General features: G+C 40.4%; 10 protein-coding genes and 23 pseudogenes. 23 read left to right on the forward strand and 10 right to left on the reverse strand.

The annotated features are described in order from the left end of the window. Nucleotides 1–33 precede the first annotated feature (33 nt). A pseudogene (locus HHK02_RS11995) lies at nucleotides 34–591 on the reverse strand (IS30 family transposase); the annotation flags it as partial. On the opposite strand from HHK02_RS11995, the pseudogene HHK02_RS12000 reads away from it, so the two are divergent. Beyond that, nucleotides 561–1,409, forward strand: a pseudogene (locus HHK02_RS12000) (IS30 family transposase); the annotation flags it as partial. The pseudogenes HHK02_RS11995 and HHK02_RS12000 sit on opposite strands and share 31 nt — an antisense overlap. A 1-nt stretch (nucleotide 1,410) precedes the next feature. On the opposite strand, the pseudogene HHK02_RS12005 reads toward HHK02_RS12000, so the two are convergent. Beyond that, nucleotides 1,411–1,542, reverse strand: a pseudogene (locus tag HHK02_RS12005) (helix-turn-helix domain-containing protein); the annotation flags it as partial. Here HHK02_RS12005 and HHK02_RS12010 point away from each other — a divergent pair. The 5 genes and pseudogenes from HHK02_RS12010 to HHK02_RS12760 all read left to right on the forward strand — a co-directional run. Then, nucleotides 1,539–2,261 (forward strand): annotated as a pseudogene (locus tag HHK02_RS12010) (ISLre2-like element ISLre2 family transposase); the annotation flags it as partial. The pseudogenes HHK02_RS12005 and HHK02_RS12010 sit on opposite strands and share 4 nt — an antisense overlap. A gap of 25 nt (nucleotides 2,262–2,286) precedes the next feature. Next, nucleotides 2,287–3,009: pseudogene (locus HHK02_RS12015) on the forward strand (ISLre2-like element ISLre2 family transposase); the annotation flags it as partial. 132 nt (nucleotides 3,010–3,141) lie between these two features. Continuing rightward, nucleotides 3,142–3,723, forward strand: a pseudogene (locus HHK02_RS12020) (IS66 family transposase); the annotation flags it as partial. Between the two features lie 170 nt (nucleotides 3,724–3,893). Then, nucleotides 3,894–4,406 carry a transposase gene (locus HHK02_RS12025; RefSeq protein ID WP_181462492.1) on the forward strand — a complete coding sequence of 171 codons (513 nt, stop codon included), beginning with the start codon at nucleotides 3,894–3,896 and terminating at the stop codon, nucleotides 4,404–4,406. Nucleotides 4,407–4,718: 312 nt separating this feature from the next. Beyond that, on the forward strand, nucleotides 4,719–5,048 hold the full coding sequence (locus HHK02_RS12760; RefSeq protein ID WP_269204230.1) for an IS110 family transposase: 330 nt from the start codon (nucleotides 4,719–4,721) through the stop codon (nucleotides 5,046–5,048). Here HHK02_RS12760 and HHK02_RS12035 read toward each other — a convergent pair. Beyond that, nucleotides 5,045–5,167, reverse strand: a pseudogene (locus HHK02_RS12035) (IS30 family transposase); the annotation flags it as partial. The gene HHK02_RS12760 and the pseudogene HHK02_RS12035 overlap by 4 nt on opposite strands. An 8-nt stretch (nucleotides 5,168–5,175) precedes the next feature. Between HHK02_RS12035 and HHK02_RS12040 the strand changes: the two are divergent. The 4 genes and pseudogenes from HHK02_RS12040 to HHK02_RS13190 form a co-directional block, all read left to right on the forward strand. Continuing rightward, nucleotides 5,176–5,757, forward strand: a pseudogene (locus HHK02_RS12040) (IS30 family transposase); the annotation flags it as partial. A gap of 254 nt (nucleotides 5,758–6,011) precedes the next feature. Further along, nucleotides 6,012–6,551, forward strand: a pseudogene (locus HHK02_RS12045) (UPF0236 family transposase-like protein); the annotation flags it as partial. A gap of 2 nt (nucleotides 6,552–6,553) precedes the next feature. Then, a complete protein-coding gene (locus HHK02_RS12050; RefSeq protein ID WP_181462493.1) occupies nucleotides 6,554–6,700 on the forward strand; it encodes a hypothetical protein in 147 nt (48 codons plus the stop codon). Beyond that, nucleotides 6,679–7,263, forward strand: a pseudogene (locus HHK02_RS13190) (LEA family epithelial adhesin); the annotation flags it as partial. The gene HHK02_RS12050 and the pseudogene HHK02_RS13190, both read left to right, overlap by 22 nt. Here the strand turns inward: HHK02_RS13190 and HHK02_RS13195 are convergent. After that, nucleotides 7,227–7,364 (reverse strand): annotated as a pseudogene (locus HHK02_RS13195) (hypothetical protein); the annotation flags it as partial. The pseudogenes HHK02_RS13190 and HHK02_RS13195 sit on opposite strands and share 37 nt — an antisense overlap. A 41-nt stretch (nucleotides 7,365–7,405) precedes the next feature. Next, entirely contained in the window at nucleotides 7,406–7,594 is a 189-nt protein-coding gene (locus HHK02_RS12780) for a hypothetical protein (RefSeq protein ID WP_331271664.1), read from the reverse strand. On the opposite strand from HHK02_RS12780, the gene HHK02_RS12065 reads away from it, so the two are divergent. Further along, nucleotides 7,590–8,171, forward strand: a complete 582-nt coding sequence (locus HHK02_RS12065) for an IS110 family transposase (protein WP_231124870.1) — start codon at nucleotides 7,590–7,592, stop codon at nucleotides 8,169–8,171. The two genes, HHK02_RS12780 and HHK02_RS12065, sit on opposite strands and share 5 nt — an antisense overlap. Before the next feature lie 94 nt (nucleotides 8,172–8,265). Here the strand turns inward: HHK02_RS12065 and HHK02_RS12785 are convergent, their stop codons facing one another. After that, the gene (locus tag HHK02_RS12785; RefSeq protein WP_231124871.1) at nucleotides 8,266–8,478 is read right to left on the reverse strand and encodes a hypothetical protein; all 213 of its coding nucleotides are present in this window, start codon (nucleotides 8,476–8,478) and stop codon (nucleotides 8,266–8,268) included. A gap of 50 nt (nucleotides 8,479–8,528) precedes the next feature. Here HHK02_RS12785 and HHK02_RS12075 point away from each other — a divergent pair. The 3 genes and pseudogenes from HHK02_RS12075 to tnpA (HHK02_RS12085) form a co-directional block, all read left to right on the forward strand. After that, nucleotides 8,529–8,843, forward strand: a pseudogene (locus tag HHK02_RS12075) (IS66 family transposase); the annotation flags it as partial. A 151-nt stretch (nucleotides 8,844–8,994) separates the two neighbouring features. Beyond that, a complete protein-coding gene (gene tnpA / locus HHK02_RS12080; RefSeq protein WP_003664118.1) occupies nucleotides 8,995–9,453 on the forward strand; it encodes an IS200/IS605 family transposase in 459 nt (152 codons plus the stop codon). Between the two features lie 91 nt (nucleotides 9,454–9,544). Beyond that, nucleotides 9,545–10,003 carry an IS200/IS605 family transposase gene (gene tnpA / locus HHK02_RS12085; protein WP_003664118.1) on the forward strand — a complete coding sequence of 153 codons (459 nt, stop codon included), beginning with the start codon at nucleotides 9,545–9,547 and terminating at the stop codon, nucleotides 10,001–10,003. Here the strand turns inward: tnpA (HHK02_RS12085) and HHK02_RS12090 are convergent. After that, nucleotides 10,004–10,564, reverse strand: a pseudogene (locus HHK02_RS12090) (IS30 family transposase); the annotation flags it as partial. Nucleotides 10,565–10,566: 2 nt separating this feature from the next. On the opposite strand from HHK02_RS12090, the pseudogene HHK02_RS12095 reads away from it, so the two are divergent. The 4 genes and pseudogenes from HHK02_RS12095 to HHK02_RS13280 form a co-directional block, all read left to right on the forward strand. Beyond that, nucleotides 10,567–11,127, forward strand: a pseudogene (locus HHK02_RS12095) (IS30 family transposase); the annotation flags it as partial. A 26-nt stretch (nucleotides 11,128–11,153) separates the two neighbouring features. Next, on the forward strand, nucleotides 11,154–11,312 hold the full coding sequence (locus HHK02_RS13200) for a hypothetical protein (protein WP_231124874.1): 159 nt from the start codon (nucleotides 11,154–11,156) through the stop codon (nucleotides 11,310–11,312). Next, a pseudogene (locus HHK02_RS12105) lies at nucleotides 11,255–11,812 on the forward strand (RNA-guided endonuclease TnpB family protein); the annotation flags it as partial. The gene HHK02_RS13200 and the pseudogene HHK02_RS12105, both read left to right, overlap by 58 nt. A 2-nt stretch (nucleotides 11,813–11,814) precedes the next feature. Next, a pseudogene (locus HHK02_RS13280) lies at nucleotides 11,815–11,940 on the forward strand (RNA-guided endonuclease TnpB family protein); the annotation flags it as partial. Here the strand turns inward: HHK02_RS13280 and HHK02_RS12795 are convergent. After that, nucleotides 11,941–12,066: pseudogene (locus tag HHK02_RS12795) on the reverse strand (IS30 family transposase); the annotation flags it as partial. It abuts the pseudogene before it with no gap. A 9-nt stretch (nucleotides 12,067–12,075) separates the two neighbouring features. On the opposite strand from HHK02_RS12795, the pseudogene HHK02_RS12110 reads away from it, so the two are divergent. Beyond that, nucleotides 12,076–12,615: pseudogene (locus tag HHK02_RS12110) on the forward strand (IS30 family transposase); the annotation flags it as partial. On the opposite strand, the pseudogene HHK02_RS13285 reads toward HHK02_RS12110, so the two are convergent. Then, nucleotides 12,614–12,742: pseudogene (locus HHK02_RS13285) on the reverse strand (IS30 family transposase); the annotation flags it as partial. The pseudogenes HHK02_RS12110 and HHK02_RS13285 overlap by 2 nt on opposite strands. Before the next feature lie 4 nt (nucleotides 12,743–12,746). On the opposite strand from HHK02_RS13285, the pseudogene HHK02_RS12115 reads away from it, so the two are divergent. Both HHK02_RS12115 and HHK02_RS12120 read left to right on the forward strand, forming a co-directional pair. Further along, nucleotides 12,747–13,274 (forward strand): annotated as a pseudogene (locus tag HHK02_RS12115) (reverse transcriptase domain-containing protein); the annotation flags it as partial. A gap of 2 nt (nucleotides 13,275–13,276) precedes the next feature. Continuing rightward, a pseudogene (locus HHK02_RS12120) lies at nucleotides 13,277–13,804 on the forward strand (reverse transcriptase domain-containing protein); the annotation flags it as partial. Here the strand turns inward: HHK02_RS12120 and HHK02_RS12125 are convergent. Next, nucleotides 13,755–14,177 carry a reverse transcriptase domain-containing protein gene (locus tag HHK02_RS12125; protein ID WP_414601692.1) on the reverse strand — a complete coding sequence of 141 codons (423 nt, stop codon included), beginning with the start codon at nucleotides 14,175–14,177 and terminating at the stop codon, nucleotides 13,755–13,757. The pseudogene HHK02_RS12120 and the gene HHK02_RS12125 sit on opposite strands and share 50 nt — an antisense overlap. A gap of 147 nt (nucleotides 14,178–14,324) precedes the next feature. Here HHK02_RS12125 and HHK02_RS12130 point away from each other — a divergent pair. Further along, nucleotides 14,325–14,810 (forward strand): annotated as a pseudogene (locus tag HHK02_RS12130) (reverse transcriptase domain-containing protein); the annotation flags it as partial. A gap of 299 nt (nucleotides 14,811–15,109) precedes the next feature. After that, nucleotides 15,110–15,406 (forward strand): annotated as a pseudogene (locus HHK02_RS12135) (group II intron reverse transcriptase/maturase); the annotation flags it as partial. Between the last annotated feature and the right edge of the window lie 247 nt (nucleotides 15,407–15,653).

The raw sequence follows: 15,653 nt of genomic DNA on the forward strand, positions 1-15,653 counted from the left end.
CCTACCATCATCTTACCATAGACGAACTAACGAATGATCGTGAACTTGTGTTAACTCACTAAATTCTGAACCGTTGTCAGAGGTTATTGTCTTAAAGATGCGATAGTAAGCATCTGTGCCCATTTTCTGGCGTAAATTTATAAAGAACTGATTTACTGCATGCGCAGTTTTACCAGCAATTTTACTCGTGATATTAACTCGTGAAAGGCGATCAGTCATTACTAGTACAACACTGTCATTACCGTTTTTCTGTCCCTGAACTGTATCTAGTTCCCAATGGCCAATTTCGGACCGTTGGTCCGCAGTTTGAGGTCGTTGAGCAATATTAGGCCCTAAGCACCTTTTAGCTTGCGGATGAGTTCGATGATGCTTACGTTTAGGTTTTTCAAAGAGGTCTAAATTGGACGTACGAAGCACACCCTCATTAATCCATTGATATAAAGTTACAACCGACTTTGGGATCAGGGTGCCATCATTCATTAAATCTCGAGCCTTATAAATAACCGCTTGTGGGGAGTAATGGTGGTCGTCAAACTCACCAAGCATTAGCTGATCAGCTAATCGTAAAAATTGCTTTGAAGAATAATATAAGCAAGAATGCTCATCTTACTAAAGAAGAACGTGTGATGATTGCGACTTTAAAGTCGCAAGGACTTTCCAATCGCGCAATTGGTCGCCAATTAGGAGTTAATCATCAAACAATTAATAACGAGCTCAACCGTGGTACGGTCCGCCAACTTCGTCGTCAAAAATCTAATGGTAAGATTTACGAATATTCTTACTACATCTATAGTTATGAAGCTGGTCAGGCCACATATCTTGAACATCACCGCCATTCTGGTCGTCGTCGCTTATATTATTCTTCAAAGCAATTTTTACGATTAGCTGATCAGCTAATGCTTGGTGAGTTTGACGACCACCATTACTCCCCACAAGCGGTTATTTATAAGGCTCGAGATTTAATGAATGATGGCACCCTGATCCCAAAGTCGGTTGTAACTTTATATCAATGGATTAATGAGGGTGTGCTTCGTACGTCCAATTTAGACCTCTTTGAAAAACCTAAACGTAAGCATCATCGAACTCATCCGCAAGCTAAAAGGTGCTTAGGGCCTAATATTGCTCAACGACCTCAAACTGCGGACCAACGGTCCGAAATTGGCCATTGGGAACTAGATACAGTTCAGGGACAGAAAAACGGTAATGACAGTGTTGTACTAGTAATGACTGATCGCCTTTCACGAGTTAATATCACGAGTAAAATTGCTGGTAAAACTGCGCATGCAGTAAATCAGTTCTTTATAAATTTACGCCAGAAAATGGGCACAGATGCTTACTATCGCATCTTTAAGACAATAACCTCTGACAACGGTTCAGAATTTAGTGAGTTAACACAAGTTCACGATCATGGTTGAGCTCGTTATTAATTGTTTGATGATTAACTCCTAATTGGCGACCAATTGCGCGATTGGAAAGTCCTTGCGACTTTAAAGTCGCAATCATCACACGTTCTTCTTTAGTAAGATGAGCATTCTTAAGCACGACTAAGTGATTATTTAGACCGCCATTATAAGCTTGCCGGTCAAACGATCTTTTTGGCCAGTGACGCTGGCCCAGGTTACGAACCAGCTAAGCTATTAAGTCTAGTTCCTCAAGGTGCACATGGTGAATACTTTCTCGACCGCTATCATTGTTTACAGAAAATTGAACATACTTTAGGCCGGCACAACGAATTAGCCATGCGAGCAATTAAAGCCGTTCGTCATCATGATCAAGCAGAGCTAACAATAATTTTAGATACTTATGAATCACAAAACCTAACGGAAAAACAAGCAGACGACCTAATGCGTTTAAGAAAGTATCTACAGCGAAATTGGCGGTATATCCTCTCACCACAAATGCGTGGATTTAAGGATATTCATTTAATTGGTTCAGTCGAAAGTTCTCACCGGGCTTTTACTTACCGGATGAAGAAACAGGGCAAGTCATGGACTAAGCAGGGGGCTAAAGTCATGATTGGTTTAATTGAAGCCCGAATGAATGGTGAACTGCAAGCTAGTTTAAATACAATCCTAGAACAATTAACAGTTCTTCCTCGAGTGGCTCAAACCAGCCTATTACAGGAAATGCATATTCGAACTGGAGAGTTTCTAAGAAAGGCACCGACAAAGCCGTCAATTGGAGCAGTACAAGGAATAATTCCGATTAACACGGCCACAAGTAGACCAATGGGACAACTTTTTAAGGCACTAACCCACTAAAACTGTATATTTAAAGGCTACCTATGCACGACTAAGTGATTATTTAGACCGCCATTATAAGCTTGCCGGTCAAACGATCTTTTTGGCCAGTGACGCTGGCCCAGGTTACGAACCAGCTAAGCTATTAAGTCTAGTTCCTCAAGGTGCACATGGTGAATACTTTCTCGACCGCTATCATTGTTTACAGAAAATTGAACATACTTTAGGCCGGCACAACGAATTAGCCATGCGAGCAATTAAAGCCGTTCGTCATCATGATCAAGCAGAGCTAACAATAATTTTAGATACTTATGAATCACAAAACCTAACGGAAAAACAAGCAGACGACCTAATGCGTTTAAGAAAGTATCTACAGCGAAATTGGCGGTATATCCTCTCACCACAAATGCGTGGATTTAAGGATATTCATTTAATTGGTTCAGTCGAAAGTTCTCACCGGGCTTTTACTTACCGGATGAAGAAACAGGGCAAGTCATGGACTAAGCAGGGGGCTAAAGTCATGATTGGTTTAATTGAAGCCCGAATGAATGGTGAACTGCAAGCTAGTTTAAATACAATCCTAGAACAATTAACAGTTCTTCCTCGAGTGGCTCAAACCAGCCTATTACAGGAAATGCATATTCGAACTGGAGAGTTTCTAAGAAAGGCACCGACAAAGCCGTCAATTGGAGCAGTACAAGGAATAATTCCGATTAACACGGCCACAAGTAGACCAATGGGACAACTTTTTAAGGCACTAACCCACTAAATCGTTAGTTCGTCTATGGTAAGATGATGGTAGGTCATTTGTGGTGTCCTTTCTTTTGATGTATGGGTATTCAAAAGTCTACCACAAATGGCTTTTTATTTTTCTAACTTAATTTTACAAACCGCGTATAATTATAGTAGAGAAGCACGGTTAAAACCAGCTGAATTATATTGTGTGAATTTGATTCAAGAAACTTATAAATGTAATGAGTGTATTAATTCTAATGGTAGCGATGTACTTGTCAGTAGTAAGATGCCACAGAGTCTTTTACCCCATAGTTACTTTTCGAGTACTATTTTAGCAAAAGTAGCAGAATTGAAGTTTAATCTTGCATTACCGTTTCATCGTCAAATTAAGCTTTGGCAAGCCATCGGCTTACAAGTTGATGCCCGATTATTGGCGGCGAACATCATTAAGGTTAGTCAAACTTACCTTGAACCACTGTACGATTATTTACAAAGATTAGTCAAAAAAGAACCGGTAATTCATATGGATGAAACACCATTTAAAGTAATTGCTGAATCTAATGGAAATGGCTATTTTTGGGTAACGCGATCAACGAAAGAATTCAGTAAACATCAAATTACCATGTTTCATTACTATAATACCCGAGCTGGCAAAACTGTTGGACAGATTCTTGGTCAGCAATATAGTGGAGTTATTATGTGTGATGGCTATGGCGGATATAGTGATCGATTATACGCGGTTTGTAAAATTAAGTTAGAAAAATAAGGCATCTTACTACTGACAAGTACATCGCTACCATTAGAATTAATACACTCATTACATTTATAAGTTTCTTGAATCAAATTCACACAATATAATTCAGCTGGTTTTAACCGTGCTTCTCTACTATATAGAGAGTTAAATTAAAGAATATTCTAATGGCATCTACAGATAAACGAATATCTAAGATGAAAGCTTATAAGTATGCCGATCGATTAATCGATCTCGCCCAAAAATCATATCCGGCTGTTTCTGGTGATGCCATTCAGGTTGATGAAGTTCGCTACTATGCTCGCCAATTAATTGCCTTAACCCGTAAAAAGGAAGAGGTTATCAAGCGGATGGAATCTATTGCCCAGCGCTTGCCAGAGTATATCCTATACTGCTCTTTTCCGGGAATTGGGAAACAGACTGCGGCTCAGTTAATGGGAGAATTGGGCGACATTAGTCGCTTTGACAATGCTAATCAGCTTAATGCCTTTGTTGGAATTGATATTCGTCGTTACCAATCTGGAACCTATTTAGGTCAAGATCATATTAATAAGCGTGGAAACCCGATTGCCCGTAAGCTCTTATATTTTACTGTAGGTAATATGATCCGCCAACAACACGCTAATTCTAATCATATTGTTGACTATTACTATCGTTTAAATCGAGTAGGAGATAATTGATTAGTTCAATTATCGACCTCTCACACCACCGTACGTACGGTTCCGTATACGGCGGTTCGACAACTTAATCACATTGAATTGACTGGAGCGTCTTGGACATATTCAAGAGTTAAATTAAAGAATATTCTAATGGCATCTACAGATAAACGAATATCTAAGATGAAAGCTTATAAGTATGCCGATCGATTAATCGATCTCGCCCAAAAATCATATCCGGCTGTTTCTGGTGATGCCATTCAGGTTGATGAAGTTCGCTACTATGCTCGCCAATTAATTGCCTTAACCCGTAAAAAGGAAGAGGTTATCAAGCGGATGGAATCTATTGCCCAGCGCTTGCCAGAGTATATCCTATACTGCTCTTTTCCGGGAATTGGGAAACAGACTGCGGCTCAGTTAATGGGAGAATTGGGCGACATTAGTCGCTTTGACAATGCTAATCAGCTTAATGCCTTTGTTGGAATTGATATTCGTCGTTACCAATCTGGAACCTATTTAGGTCAAGATCATATTAATAAGCGTGGAAACCCGATTGCCCGTAAGCTCTTATATTTTACTGTAGGTAATATGATCCGCCAACAACACGCTAATTCTAATCATATTGTTGACTATTACTATCGTTTAAATCGAGTAGGAGATAATTGACTATCTCGTCCCTGAAGCCGTTTAACGATGATAAGACGACTCTTACGCTCGACAAACGTAGCTATTGCTTGACCTTTACGCTTTCCAGATAAAACTGTATCTGCTTCAAAGTGACCTGAGGTATGACATGGGCACCACTATTTTATCATTTGAAGACCGTGTTGTCATCGAAACTCTTCGTTATGAAAACCGCTCCCTTAAATACATCGCTGATCACCTTGGCTTCAGTAAAACCACGATCTTTAATGAGGTTCATCGTTTGACTGGTGAATATCACGCAGTTAAAGCTCAAGTTGATTATGAAGCTAAACTTAGTCATCGTGGGCGTAAAACCATCTTAACGACTAACCTCAAGCGATTAATTGAAGAAAAGATTAAGATCCAAAAATGGTCGATTGAACAAGTGGCTCATGTAGTTAGAATCGCCTACAAGACCATCTACAACTGGATTGATCAAGGAGTATTGGATATTGGCGTGGCTGATTTACCTGACCATGGAATTCGCCGCCGACGAGCCAAAGAAACCCGTGGGACTTTTAGCCATGGACGTTCCATTGAAGATCGTCCCACTGAAGTTATTGACCGTCATACCTCAGGTCACTTTGAAGCAGATACAGTTTTATCTGGAAAGCGTAAAGGTCAAGCAATAGCTACGTTTGTCGAGCGTAAGAGTCGTCTTATCATCGTTAAACGGCTTCAGGGACGAGATAAGGGAGCGGTTTTCATAACGAAGAGTTTCGATGACAACACGGTCTTCAAATGATAAAATAGTGGTGCCCATAAAGGTCCTTCTTTCTAATGGAATGTTGTGGTGACACCATTAAAGACCTTTATGGAAAAAAGAAAAGACCAGTAGCCTTTAGTGTGTCGAATACTAAGCAAAGGCAGGTCTTTCCTCATGGATATTTTAACAGAAATCGAGCAGAATTTGGTGAAATCAGGCAGTTTATTTGAAGCTGAACAATGGATATTTTAACAGAAATCGAGCAGAATTTGGTGAAATCAGGCAGTTTATTTGAAGCTGAACAGATTATTTTAAAAGGGGTATTGGAGTTAGGACAAGTAATCATGCAAAACTTTTTGGAAAGCTTAGATCGAAGCTTAAAGTCCCAAGCTCCAGCGAACTATCAAGTAATCAATAAACAGCCACGGACGCTTAACTTTATCTTTGGCCCGGTGACTTTTCAACGACGGTATTATCAGGCTGGGACAAAGAAACATGAATTTTACTTAGACCAACAATTAAAAATTAAACCACGTCGTCGTTTATCGCCACACTACTTAATGATGATGGCTAAGATTGCCCAAACAACTACAATGCGCAATACTGCCGACATTTTAAACCTTGTATTTGACAGCGGAATTACTGCCGATTCGGTAATGCACGCCGTGCATGAGTTAGGAAATCAGGTAGCTAAACAAACTCAAGCAAAAGAACACCAAGCTACTCCTCGCCATATGCCTAAAAATTTAACTATTGAGGGTGATGCCTTTATGATTAAATAATGCACGCCGTGCATGAGTTAGGAAATCAGGTAGCTAAACAAACTCAAGCAAAAGAACACCAAGCTACTCCTCGCCATATGCCTAAAAATTTAACTATTGAGGGTGATGCCTTTATGATTAAAGGCCAGCAACCAAGGTACCAGTAGCAGATACCACCAACTTAACTGAAACTGAAAAAGATCAAGTTAAGAAGAATGTGGAAGACGCTAATAAGGGTAACTTCCCAGATGGCACTACAGTTACAGTAGGTGATGATGGTACAGCAACGATTAACTACAAAGATGGTTCCAAGGACACCATCCCAGGTGACCAATTAGTTCAAGGCCAAAAGGGCGATACAACTGATGCTGGTAAGATCACACCAACTGTTCCAGGCGACAAGGTAACTGTTAAGGATCCAAGTCACTTAACTGATGATGAAAAGAATCAAGTTAAGAACAACGTCGATAATGCTAACAAGGATAAGTTCCCAGCTGGCACTACAGTTACAGTAGGCGATGACGGTACAGCTACAGTAACTTACCCAGATGGTTCAAAGGATACTATTCCAGGTGACCAATTAGTTCAAGGCCAAAAGGGCGACACAACTGATGCTGGTAAGATCACACCAACTGTTCCAGGCGACAAGGTAACTGTTAAGGATCCAAGTCACTTAACTGATGATGAAAAGAATCAAGTTAAGAACAACGTCGATAATGCTAACAAGGATCCTGGAATAGTATCCTTTGAACCATCTGGGTAAGTTACTGTAGCTGTACCGTCATCGCCTACTGTAACTGTAGTGCCAGCTGGGAACTTATCCTTGTTAGCATTATCGACGTTGTTCTTAACTTGATTCTTTTCATCATCAGTTAAGTGACTTGGATCCTTGCTGTACCATCATCACCTACTGTAACTGTAGTGCCATCTGGGAAGTTACCCTTATTAGCGTCTTCCACATTCTTCTTAACTTGATCTTTTTCAGTTTCAGTTAAGTTGGTGGTATCTGCTACTGGTACCTTGGTTGCTGGAGCGGGGTTTAATGCTCTACGAGATATGATTAAGAAAGCTCAGAAGCCAATTATCTACTTTGAAGCGACTGGAATTTATTCGCGAGTAATTGAACATTTCTGTGAGACCAATGGTCTCCGCTTTTGCCGTCTTAATCCACTAGAACTTCATTTAAAGTCCGAGAGTCTACGACGAGTTAAGACCGATCAGAAAGACGCTCATCGGATTGCGCTCACTGTCCAGGAAAATGCTTTTCGATTAACAGTTCCTTGGAAAAAAGACTATCTTCAGTTACATGAGCTTAGTCGGTTCTATAATCAGCTCAATGCTGATTGGAACTATCGTCTAAATCATCTTCATACTGCACTTGAACAAGTTTTTCCAGAACTTAAGCAATTATTTGTAAATAGAACATCTAAATTAGCGTTGAATATCGTGGAGCTTTTTCCTCATCCAGCACTAGTTAGGCCTTATTCGAGAGTTAAATTAAAGAATATTCTAATGGCATCTACAGATAAACGAATATCTAAGATGAAAGCTTATAAGTATGCCGATCGATTAATCGATCTCGCCCAAAAATCATATCCGGCTGTTTCTGGTGATATCACCAGAAACAGCCGGATATGATTTTTGGGCGAGATCGATTAATCGATCGGCATACTTATAAGCTTTCATCTTAGATATTCGTTTATCTGTAGATGCCATTAGAATATTCTTTAATTTAACTCTCGCAAAAGCGGAGACCATTGGTCTCACAGAAATGTTCAATTACTCGCGAATAAATTCCAGTCGCTTCAAAGTAGATAATTGGCTTCTGAGCTTTCTTAATCATATCTCGTAGAGCATTAAACCCCGCTGGCATCTTACTACTGACAAGTACATCGCTACCATTAGAATTAATACACTCATTACATTTATAAGTTTCTTGAATCAAATTCACACAATATAATTCAGCTGGTTTTAACCGTGCTTCTCTACTATATAATGAAGCAAACAGCGGAAGAACAAATCAAAGAACTTAAACAACAATTAGCTATGGCCAATGAAAAGATTGCTCAATTAACAGCTATTATCAAACTTCAAAAGAACCAAATATTTGGGAAAAAAACTGAAGTAATGGAGCCCGTCGTTGATGGACAACAATCCTTATTTAGTGAGCAAGAAATGGATCAACTTCAAGATCCTGATATTTCAGTCACGGAAGTGACTGAAAAGAAAATAAAGCAAGTGGTGCGTCACCGGAAAGCAAAACAATCTGGTCAGCGGACCACTTTTTTAGATGGTTTACCACAGGTTGAATAATTCATTGGCCATAGCTAATTGTTGTTTAAGTTCTTTGATTTGTTCTTCCGCTGTTTGCTTCATGGTACGTCACCTCCTTTGAATTATTCTTTGGTAATTATATCAAAGAATTCTTCTTTTAAATAGAGGGAAAAGAGGTTATATAAATATGGCTAATAAATTAAATAGCTTAGCCCATACGAAGTGGTTATGTAAGTATCACATCGTATTCATACCAAAGTATAGACGTAAAGCGATCTTCAATCAATACCGAAGAGACCTGAGAGATTATATTCGTTTGTTGTGCAAATATAAGGGAGTAGAAATAATTGAAGGTCATATGATGCCAGATCATGTGCACTTATTAGTAAGTATTCCGCCGAAGCTAAGTGTATCGCAGTTTATGGGATACTTAAAAGGGAAAAGTGCATTAATGATGTTTGATCGACATGCAAACTTAAAATACAAATATGGGAACCGACATTTTTGGGCTGAAGGCTACTATGTAAGTACAGTTGGATTGAATGAATCCACGATAAAGAAGTATATCCGAGATCAAGAGAAACATGATATAGCAATGGATAAGCTAACAAGTGTGGAATATTCAGACCCTTTTAAGGGTAAGTGAGGTAGTACAAACACCGCTTAAAGCGGTGGCAAAGTAGTCAGAGCATTTTGGCTTGAGCAAAGCGAAAGCCAGCGCCTTGAGACGCCGGCTTATGGCTAATAAATTAAATAGCTTAGCCCATACGAAGTGGTTATGTAAGTATCACATCGTATTCATACCAAAGTATAGACGTAAAGCGATCTTCAATCAATACCGAAGAGACCTGAGAGATTATATTCGTTTGTTGTGCAAATATAAGGGAGTAGAAATAATTGAAGGTCATATGATGCCAGATCATGTGCACTTATTAGTAAGTATTCCGCCGAAGCTAAGTGTATCGCAGTTTATGGGATACTTAAAAGGGAAAAGTGCATTAATGATGTTTGATCGACATGCAAACTTAAAATACAAATATGGGAACCGACATTTTTGGGCTGAAGGCTACTATGTAAGTACAGTTGGATTGAATGAATCCACGATAAAGAAGTATATCCGAGATCAAGAGAAACATGATATAGCAATGGATAAGCTAACAAGTGTGGAATATTCAGACCCTTTTAAGGGTAAGTGAAACATGATCGTGAACTTGTGTTAACTCACTAAATTCTGAACCGTTGTCAGAGGTTATTGTCTTAAAGATGCGATAGTAAGCATCTGTGCCCATTTTCTGGCGTAAATTTATAAAGAACTGATTTACTACATGCGCAGTTTTACCAGCAATTTTACTCGTGATATTAACTCGTGAAAGGCGATCAGTCATTACTAGTACAACACTGTCATTACCTTTTTTCTGTCCCTGAACTGTATCTAGTTCCCAATGGCCAATTTCGGACCGTTGGTCCGCAGTTTGAGGTCGTTCAGCAATATTAGGCCCTAAGCACCTTTTAGTTTGCGGATGAGTTCGATGATGCTTACGTTTAGGTTTTTCAAAGAGGTCTAAATTGGACGTACGAAGCACACCCTCATTAATCCATTGATATAAAGTTACAACCGACTTTGGGATCAGAGTGCCATCATTCATTAAATCTCGAGCCTTATAAATAACCGCTTGTGGGGAGTAATGGTGGTCGTCAAACTCACCAAGCATTAGCTGATCAGCTAATCGTAAAAATTGCTTTGAAGAATAATATAAGCTTATATTATTCTTCAAAGCAATTTTTACGATTAGCTGATCAGCTAATGCTTGGTGAGTTTGACGACCACCATTACTCCCCACAAGCGGTTATTTATAAGGCTCGAGATTTAATGAATGATGGCACTCTGATCCCAAAGTCGGTTGTAACTTTATATCAATGGATTAATGAGGGTGTGCTTCGTACGTCCAATTTAGACCTCTTTGAAAAACCTAAACGTAAGCATCATCGAACTCATCCGCAAACTAAAAGGTGCTTAGGGCCTAATATTGCTGAACGACCTCAAACTGCGGACCAACGGTCCGAAATTGGCCATTGGGAACTAGATACAGTTCAGGGACAGAAAAAAGGTAATGACAGTGTTGTACTAGTAATGACTGATCGCCTTTCACGAGTTAATATCACGAGTAAAATTGCTGGTAAAACTGCGCATGTAGTAAATCAGTTCTTTATAAATTTACGCCAGAAAATGGGCACAGATGCTTACTATCGCATCTTTAAGACAATAACCTCTGACAACGGTTCAGAATTTAGTGAGTTAACACAAGTTCACGATCATGTTTCTATTTTAGAGCTGGTCGATTGCCAATGGGTAAAATTAAGAATGTCACTGTTCGTCTGAACGTTGCTGGTCAATATTACATTACTGTTTTAGTGGAAAGCGAAAACCAAACTCTTCCTAAAACAAGTATTTTAGAGCTGGTCGATTGCCAATGGGTAAAATTAAGAATGTCACTGTTCGTCTGAACGTTGCTGGTCAATATTACATTACTGTTTTAGTGGAAAGCGAAAACCAAACTCTTCCTAAAACAAGTAAATATATTGGTGGCGATTTAGGACTTAAGTCATTACTTAATCTTTCAGATGGATGCAAGGAACCGATCAATCATTTTGAAGACAAATACCATAAAAAGTTGTATCGTTGGGAGAAATTACGTAGTCGTCGGTTCTTAAAGGCTCAGCAGGAAATCGCCTGGGATCATCATAATAAAGTGTTAGTTCCACGGCAATTAGATGATTTTAAGAATTATCAGAAAGCTCGTATTATGGTGGCGAAGTATCGGCAAAAGATTGCCAACCAACGGTTGGATCAGCTACAAAAATTCACTACTAAATTGGTCAAAAAGTACGACATCATTGTGTTGGAAAAACTTAATACTAAGGGAATGATGAAGAATCACCATTTAGCTAGAGCAATCGCTAACGCTAGCTGGTCAAAATTAGTAGATATGTTGCAATATAAGTGTAAAAGTACGACATCATTGTGTTGGAAAAACTTAATACTAAGGGAATGATGAAGAATCACCATTTAGCTAGAGCAATCGCTAACGCTAGCTGGTCAAAATTAGTAGATATGTTGCAATATAAGTGTGACTCGCCAGTCAGCGAACTCCTTCCCATTGTCGAAGGTAATCGACTTGAAGAAGTGGGGTGGAAACTTTGCCAACCATTCCTGTAAGTGCTGGATCACACTGGTGGCCGTCTTACTATGGACGTTAAGCTCCAAGAATATTACCAACACTATCGTGAAAACAAGGCTCATTGCGGTCGGAAGGCTATTCAATTGCCCACTGATGAGGTAACTTATATCAAAGCCAAAGTGGCTCAAGGCTGGACGCCAGACACAATTATGGGACGCGCTGAACGGCCACTCAGCTGTAGTATGCGGACGCTTTACCGCCTTTTCGAGCGGGGCAATTTTGATGTGCGGACCTTGCCGATGAAAGGCAAGCGTCGCCCCAATGGTTACGTAGAACGGCGGGGGAAGGCCGGTCAACTTGGCCAAAGCATTCACCAACGGGCTATCGACTTTCCCAACTTTAACCGTGAATTCGGCCACCTTGAAGCCGACACCGTCCAGGGCAAAGGACATCAGGGCGCCGTTATGACTTTGGTAGAACGGACTTCCAAAGTCGAAGTGATTCTTAACGTCCATAGTAAGACGGCCACCAGTGTGATCCAGCACTTACAGGAATGGTTGGCAAAGTTTCCACCCCACTTCTTCAAGTCGATTACCTTCGACAATGGGAAGGAGTTCGCTGACTGGCGATTGTGTCTGGCGTCCAGCCTTGAGCCACTTTGGCTTTGATATAAGTTACCTCATCAGTGGGCAATTGAATAGCCTTCCGACCGCAATGAGCCTTGTTTTCACGATAGTGTTGGTAATATTCTTGGAGCGGTTATGGTGAAGGTAAAGGTATGAGTGTCACTATCCAAGACTTAGTCTTGGATCGCAATAACCTTAATCAGGCTTATTTGCGAGTTAAGAGAAATAAAGGAGCAGCAGGCATTGACGATATGACAGTCAATGACCTTCTGCCATATCTCAGAGAAAATAAGATGGAACTGATCGCTAGTTTGCGTGAGGGCAAGTATAAACCAGTACCAGTCAAACGGGTAGAAATTCCGAAGCCTAATGGTGGAGTAAGAAGACTTGGAATACCAACTGTGGTGGACCGAATGGTTCAACAAGCTGTAGCCCAAATTCTTACGCCTATCTTTGAACGTGTTTTCTCTGGTAATAGTTTTGGCTTCCGTCCCCACCGTGGGGCCCATGACGCTATTGCAAAAGTAGTAGATTTTTATAATCAAGGCTATCGAAGAGTTGTCGACTTAGACCTAAAAGCCTATTTTGATAACGTTAATCATGACTTAATGATTAAGTATCTCCAACAATATATTGATGACCCATGGACACTAAGACTCATGGTTATGGTGAAGGTAAAGGTATGAGTGTCACTATCCAAGACTTAGTCTTGGATCGCAATAACCTTAATCAGGCTTATTTGCGAGTTAAGAGAAATAAAGGAGCAGCAGGCATTGACGATATGACAGTCAATGACCTTCTGCCATATCTCAGAGAAAATAAGATGGAACTGATCGCTAGTTTGCGTGAGGGCAAGTATAAACCAGTACCAGTCAAACGGGTAGAAATTCCGAAGCCTAATGGTGGAGTAAGAAGACTTGGAATACCAACTGTGGTGGACCGAATGGTTCAACAAGCTGTAGCCCAAATTCTTACGCCTATCTTTGAACGTGTTTTCTCTGGTAATAGTTTTGGCTTCCGTCCCCACCGTGGGGCCCATGACGCTATTGCAAAAGTAGTAGATTTTTATAATCAAGGCTATCGAAGAGTTGTCGACTTAGACCTAAAAGCCTATTTTGATAACGTTAATCATGACTTAATGATTAAGTATCTCCAACAATATATTGATGACCCATGGACACTAAGACTCCTACTTTTGCAATAGCGTCATGGGCCCCACGGTGGGGACGGAAGCCAAAACTATTATCAGAGAAAACACGCTCAAAGATAGGCGTAAGAATTTGGGCTACAGCTTGTTGAACCATTCGGTCCACCACCGTTGGTATTCCAAGTCTTCTTACTCCACCATTAGGCTTCGGAATTTCTACCCGTTTGACTGGAGCTGGTTTATACTTGCCCTCACGCAAACTAGCGATCAGTTCCGTCTTATTTTCTCTGAGATATGGCAGAAGGTCATTGACTGTCATATCGTCAACGCCTGCTGCTCCTTTATTTCTCTTAACTCGCAAATAAGCCTGATTAAGGTTATTTCGATCCAAGACCAGGTCTTGGATAGTGACACTCATACCTTTACCTTCACCATAACCGGTACTACGCGCCCTTGTGTACTTTCGGTTTTCCAAACCTATCCTCGACAAGCGGTCAGCTTGTTGTTCTGTTTTCTGCGATTGTCGCACCTGATTACACCTCCGATATAAGTTACAAGTTATTGTGTGCGACAATCGCAGAAAACAGAACAACAAGCTGACCGCTTGTCGAGGATAGGTTTGGAAAACCGAAAGTACACAAGGGCGCGTAGTACCGGTTATGGTGAAGGTAAAGGTATGAGTGTCACTATCCAAGACCTGGTCTTGGATCGAAATAACCTTAATCAGGCTTATTTGCGAGTTAAGAGAAATAAAGGAGCAGCAGGCGTTGACGATATGACAGTCAATGACCTTCTGCCATATCTCAGAGAAAATAAGACGGAACTGATCGCTAGTTTGCGTGAGGGCAAGTATAAACCAGCTCCAGTCAAACGGGTAGAAATTCCGAAGCCTAATGGTGGAGTAAGAAGACTTGGAATACCAACGGTGGTGGACCGAATGGTTCAACAAGCTGTAGCCCAAATTCTTACGCCTATCTTTGAGCGTGTTTTCTCTGATAATAGTTTTGGCTTCCGTCCCCACCGTGGGGCCCATGACGCTATTGCAAAAGTAAGTAGCTATAAGGCTGAAATTAACTGGATAAGGCTGCTAGACAAGTTGAAGTCCAATACTACTCGAAGTTGGTCTCAGTAAAGCTAACGATGACATGGTACGAAAGCTAATATTCTTACCCGGGGAGGCCTGACTTACAAGCTTCCGACAAGAGGAATAAGATAAATTTCCACAGAAGCAAGCGGTACAGTGATGTAGCGTTGAGTAAGTCAGGAGTCAGCCGAGGTCATAGTAGTTTGAGTAATCAGATGAAGGACTGAACGACAATAACTTGTAACTTATATCGGAGGTGTAATCAGGTGCGACGATCGCAGAAAACAGAACAACAAGCTGACCGCTTGTCGAGGATAAGTTTGGAAAACCGAAAGTACACAAGGGCGCGTAGTACCGGTTATGGTGAAGGTAAAGGTATGAGTGTCACTATCCAAGACTTAGTCTTGGATCGCAATAACCTTAATCAGGCTTATTTGCGAGTTAAGAGAAATAAAGGAGCAGCAGGCATTGACGATATGACAGTGCGACGATCGCAGAAAACAGAACAACAAGCTGACCGCTTGTCGAGGATAAGTTTGGAAAACCGAAAGTACACAAGGGCGCGTAGTACCGGTTATGGTGAAGGTAAAGGTATGAGTGTCACTATCCAAGACTTAGTCTTGGATCGCAATAACCTTAATCAGGCTTATTTGCGAGTTAAGAGAAATAAAGGAGCAGCAGGCATTGACGATATGACATCAAAGATTGTCTGATTAATTGAGTTAGCGATTATAATTCGTTAATTAAAACTCAAATAACGCGGTGTTCTCGGTTTATTGTTTTGTTAATAAAGAAATTAGATAGTATTTA

Origin of the sequence: Limosilactobacillus reuteri (genome assembly GCF_013694365.1) — a bacterium.
Lineage (GTDB): Bacteria > Bacillota > Bacilli > Lactobacillales > Lactobacillaceae > Limosilactobacillus > Limosilactobacillus reuteri_E.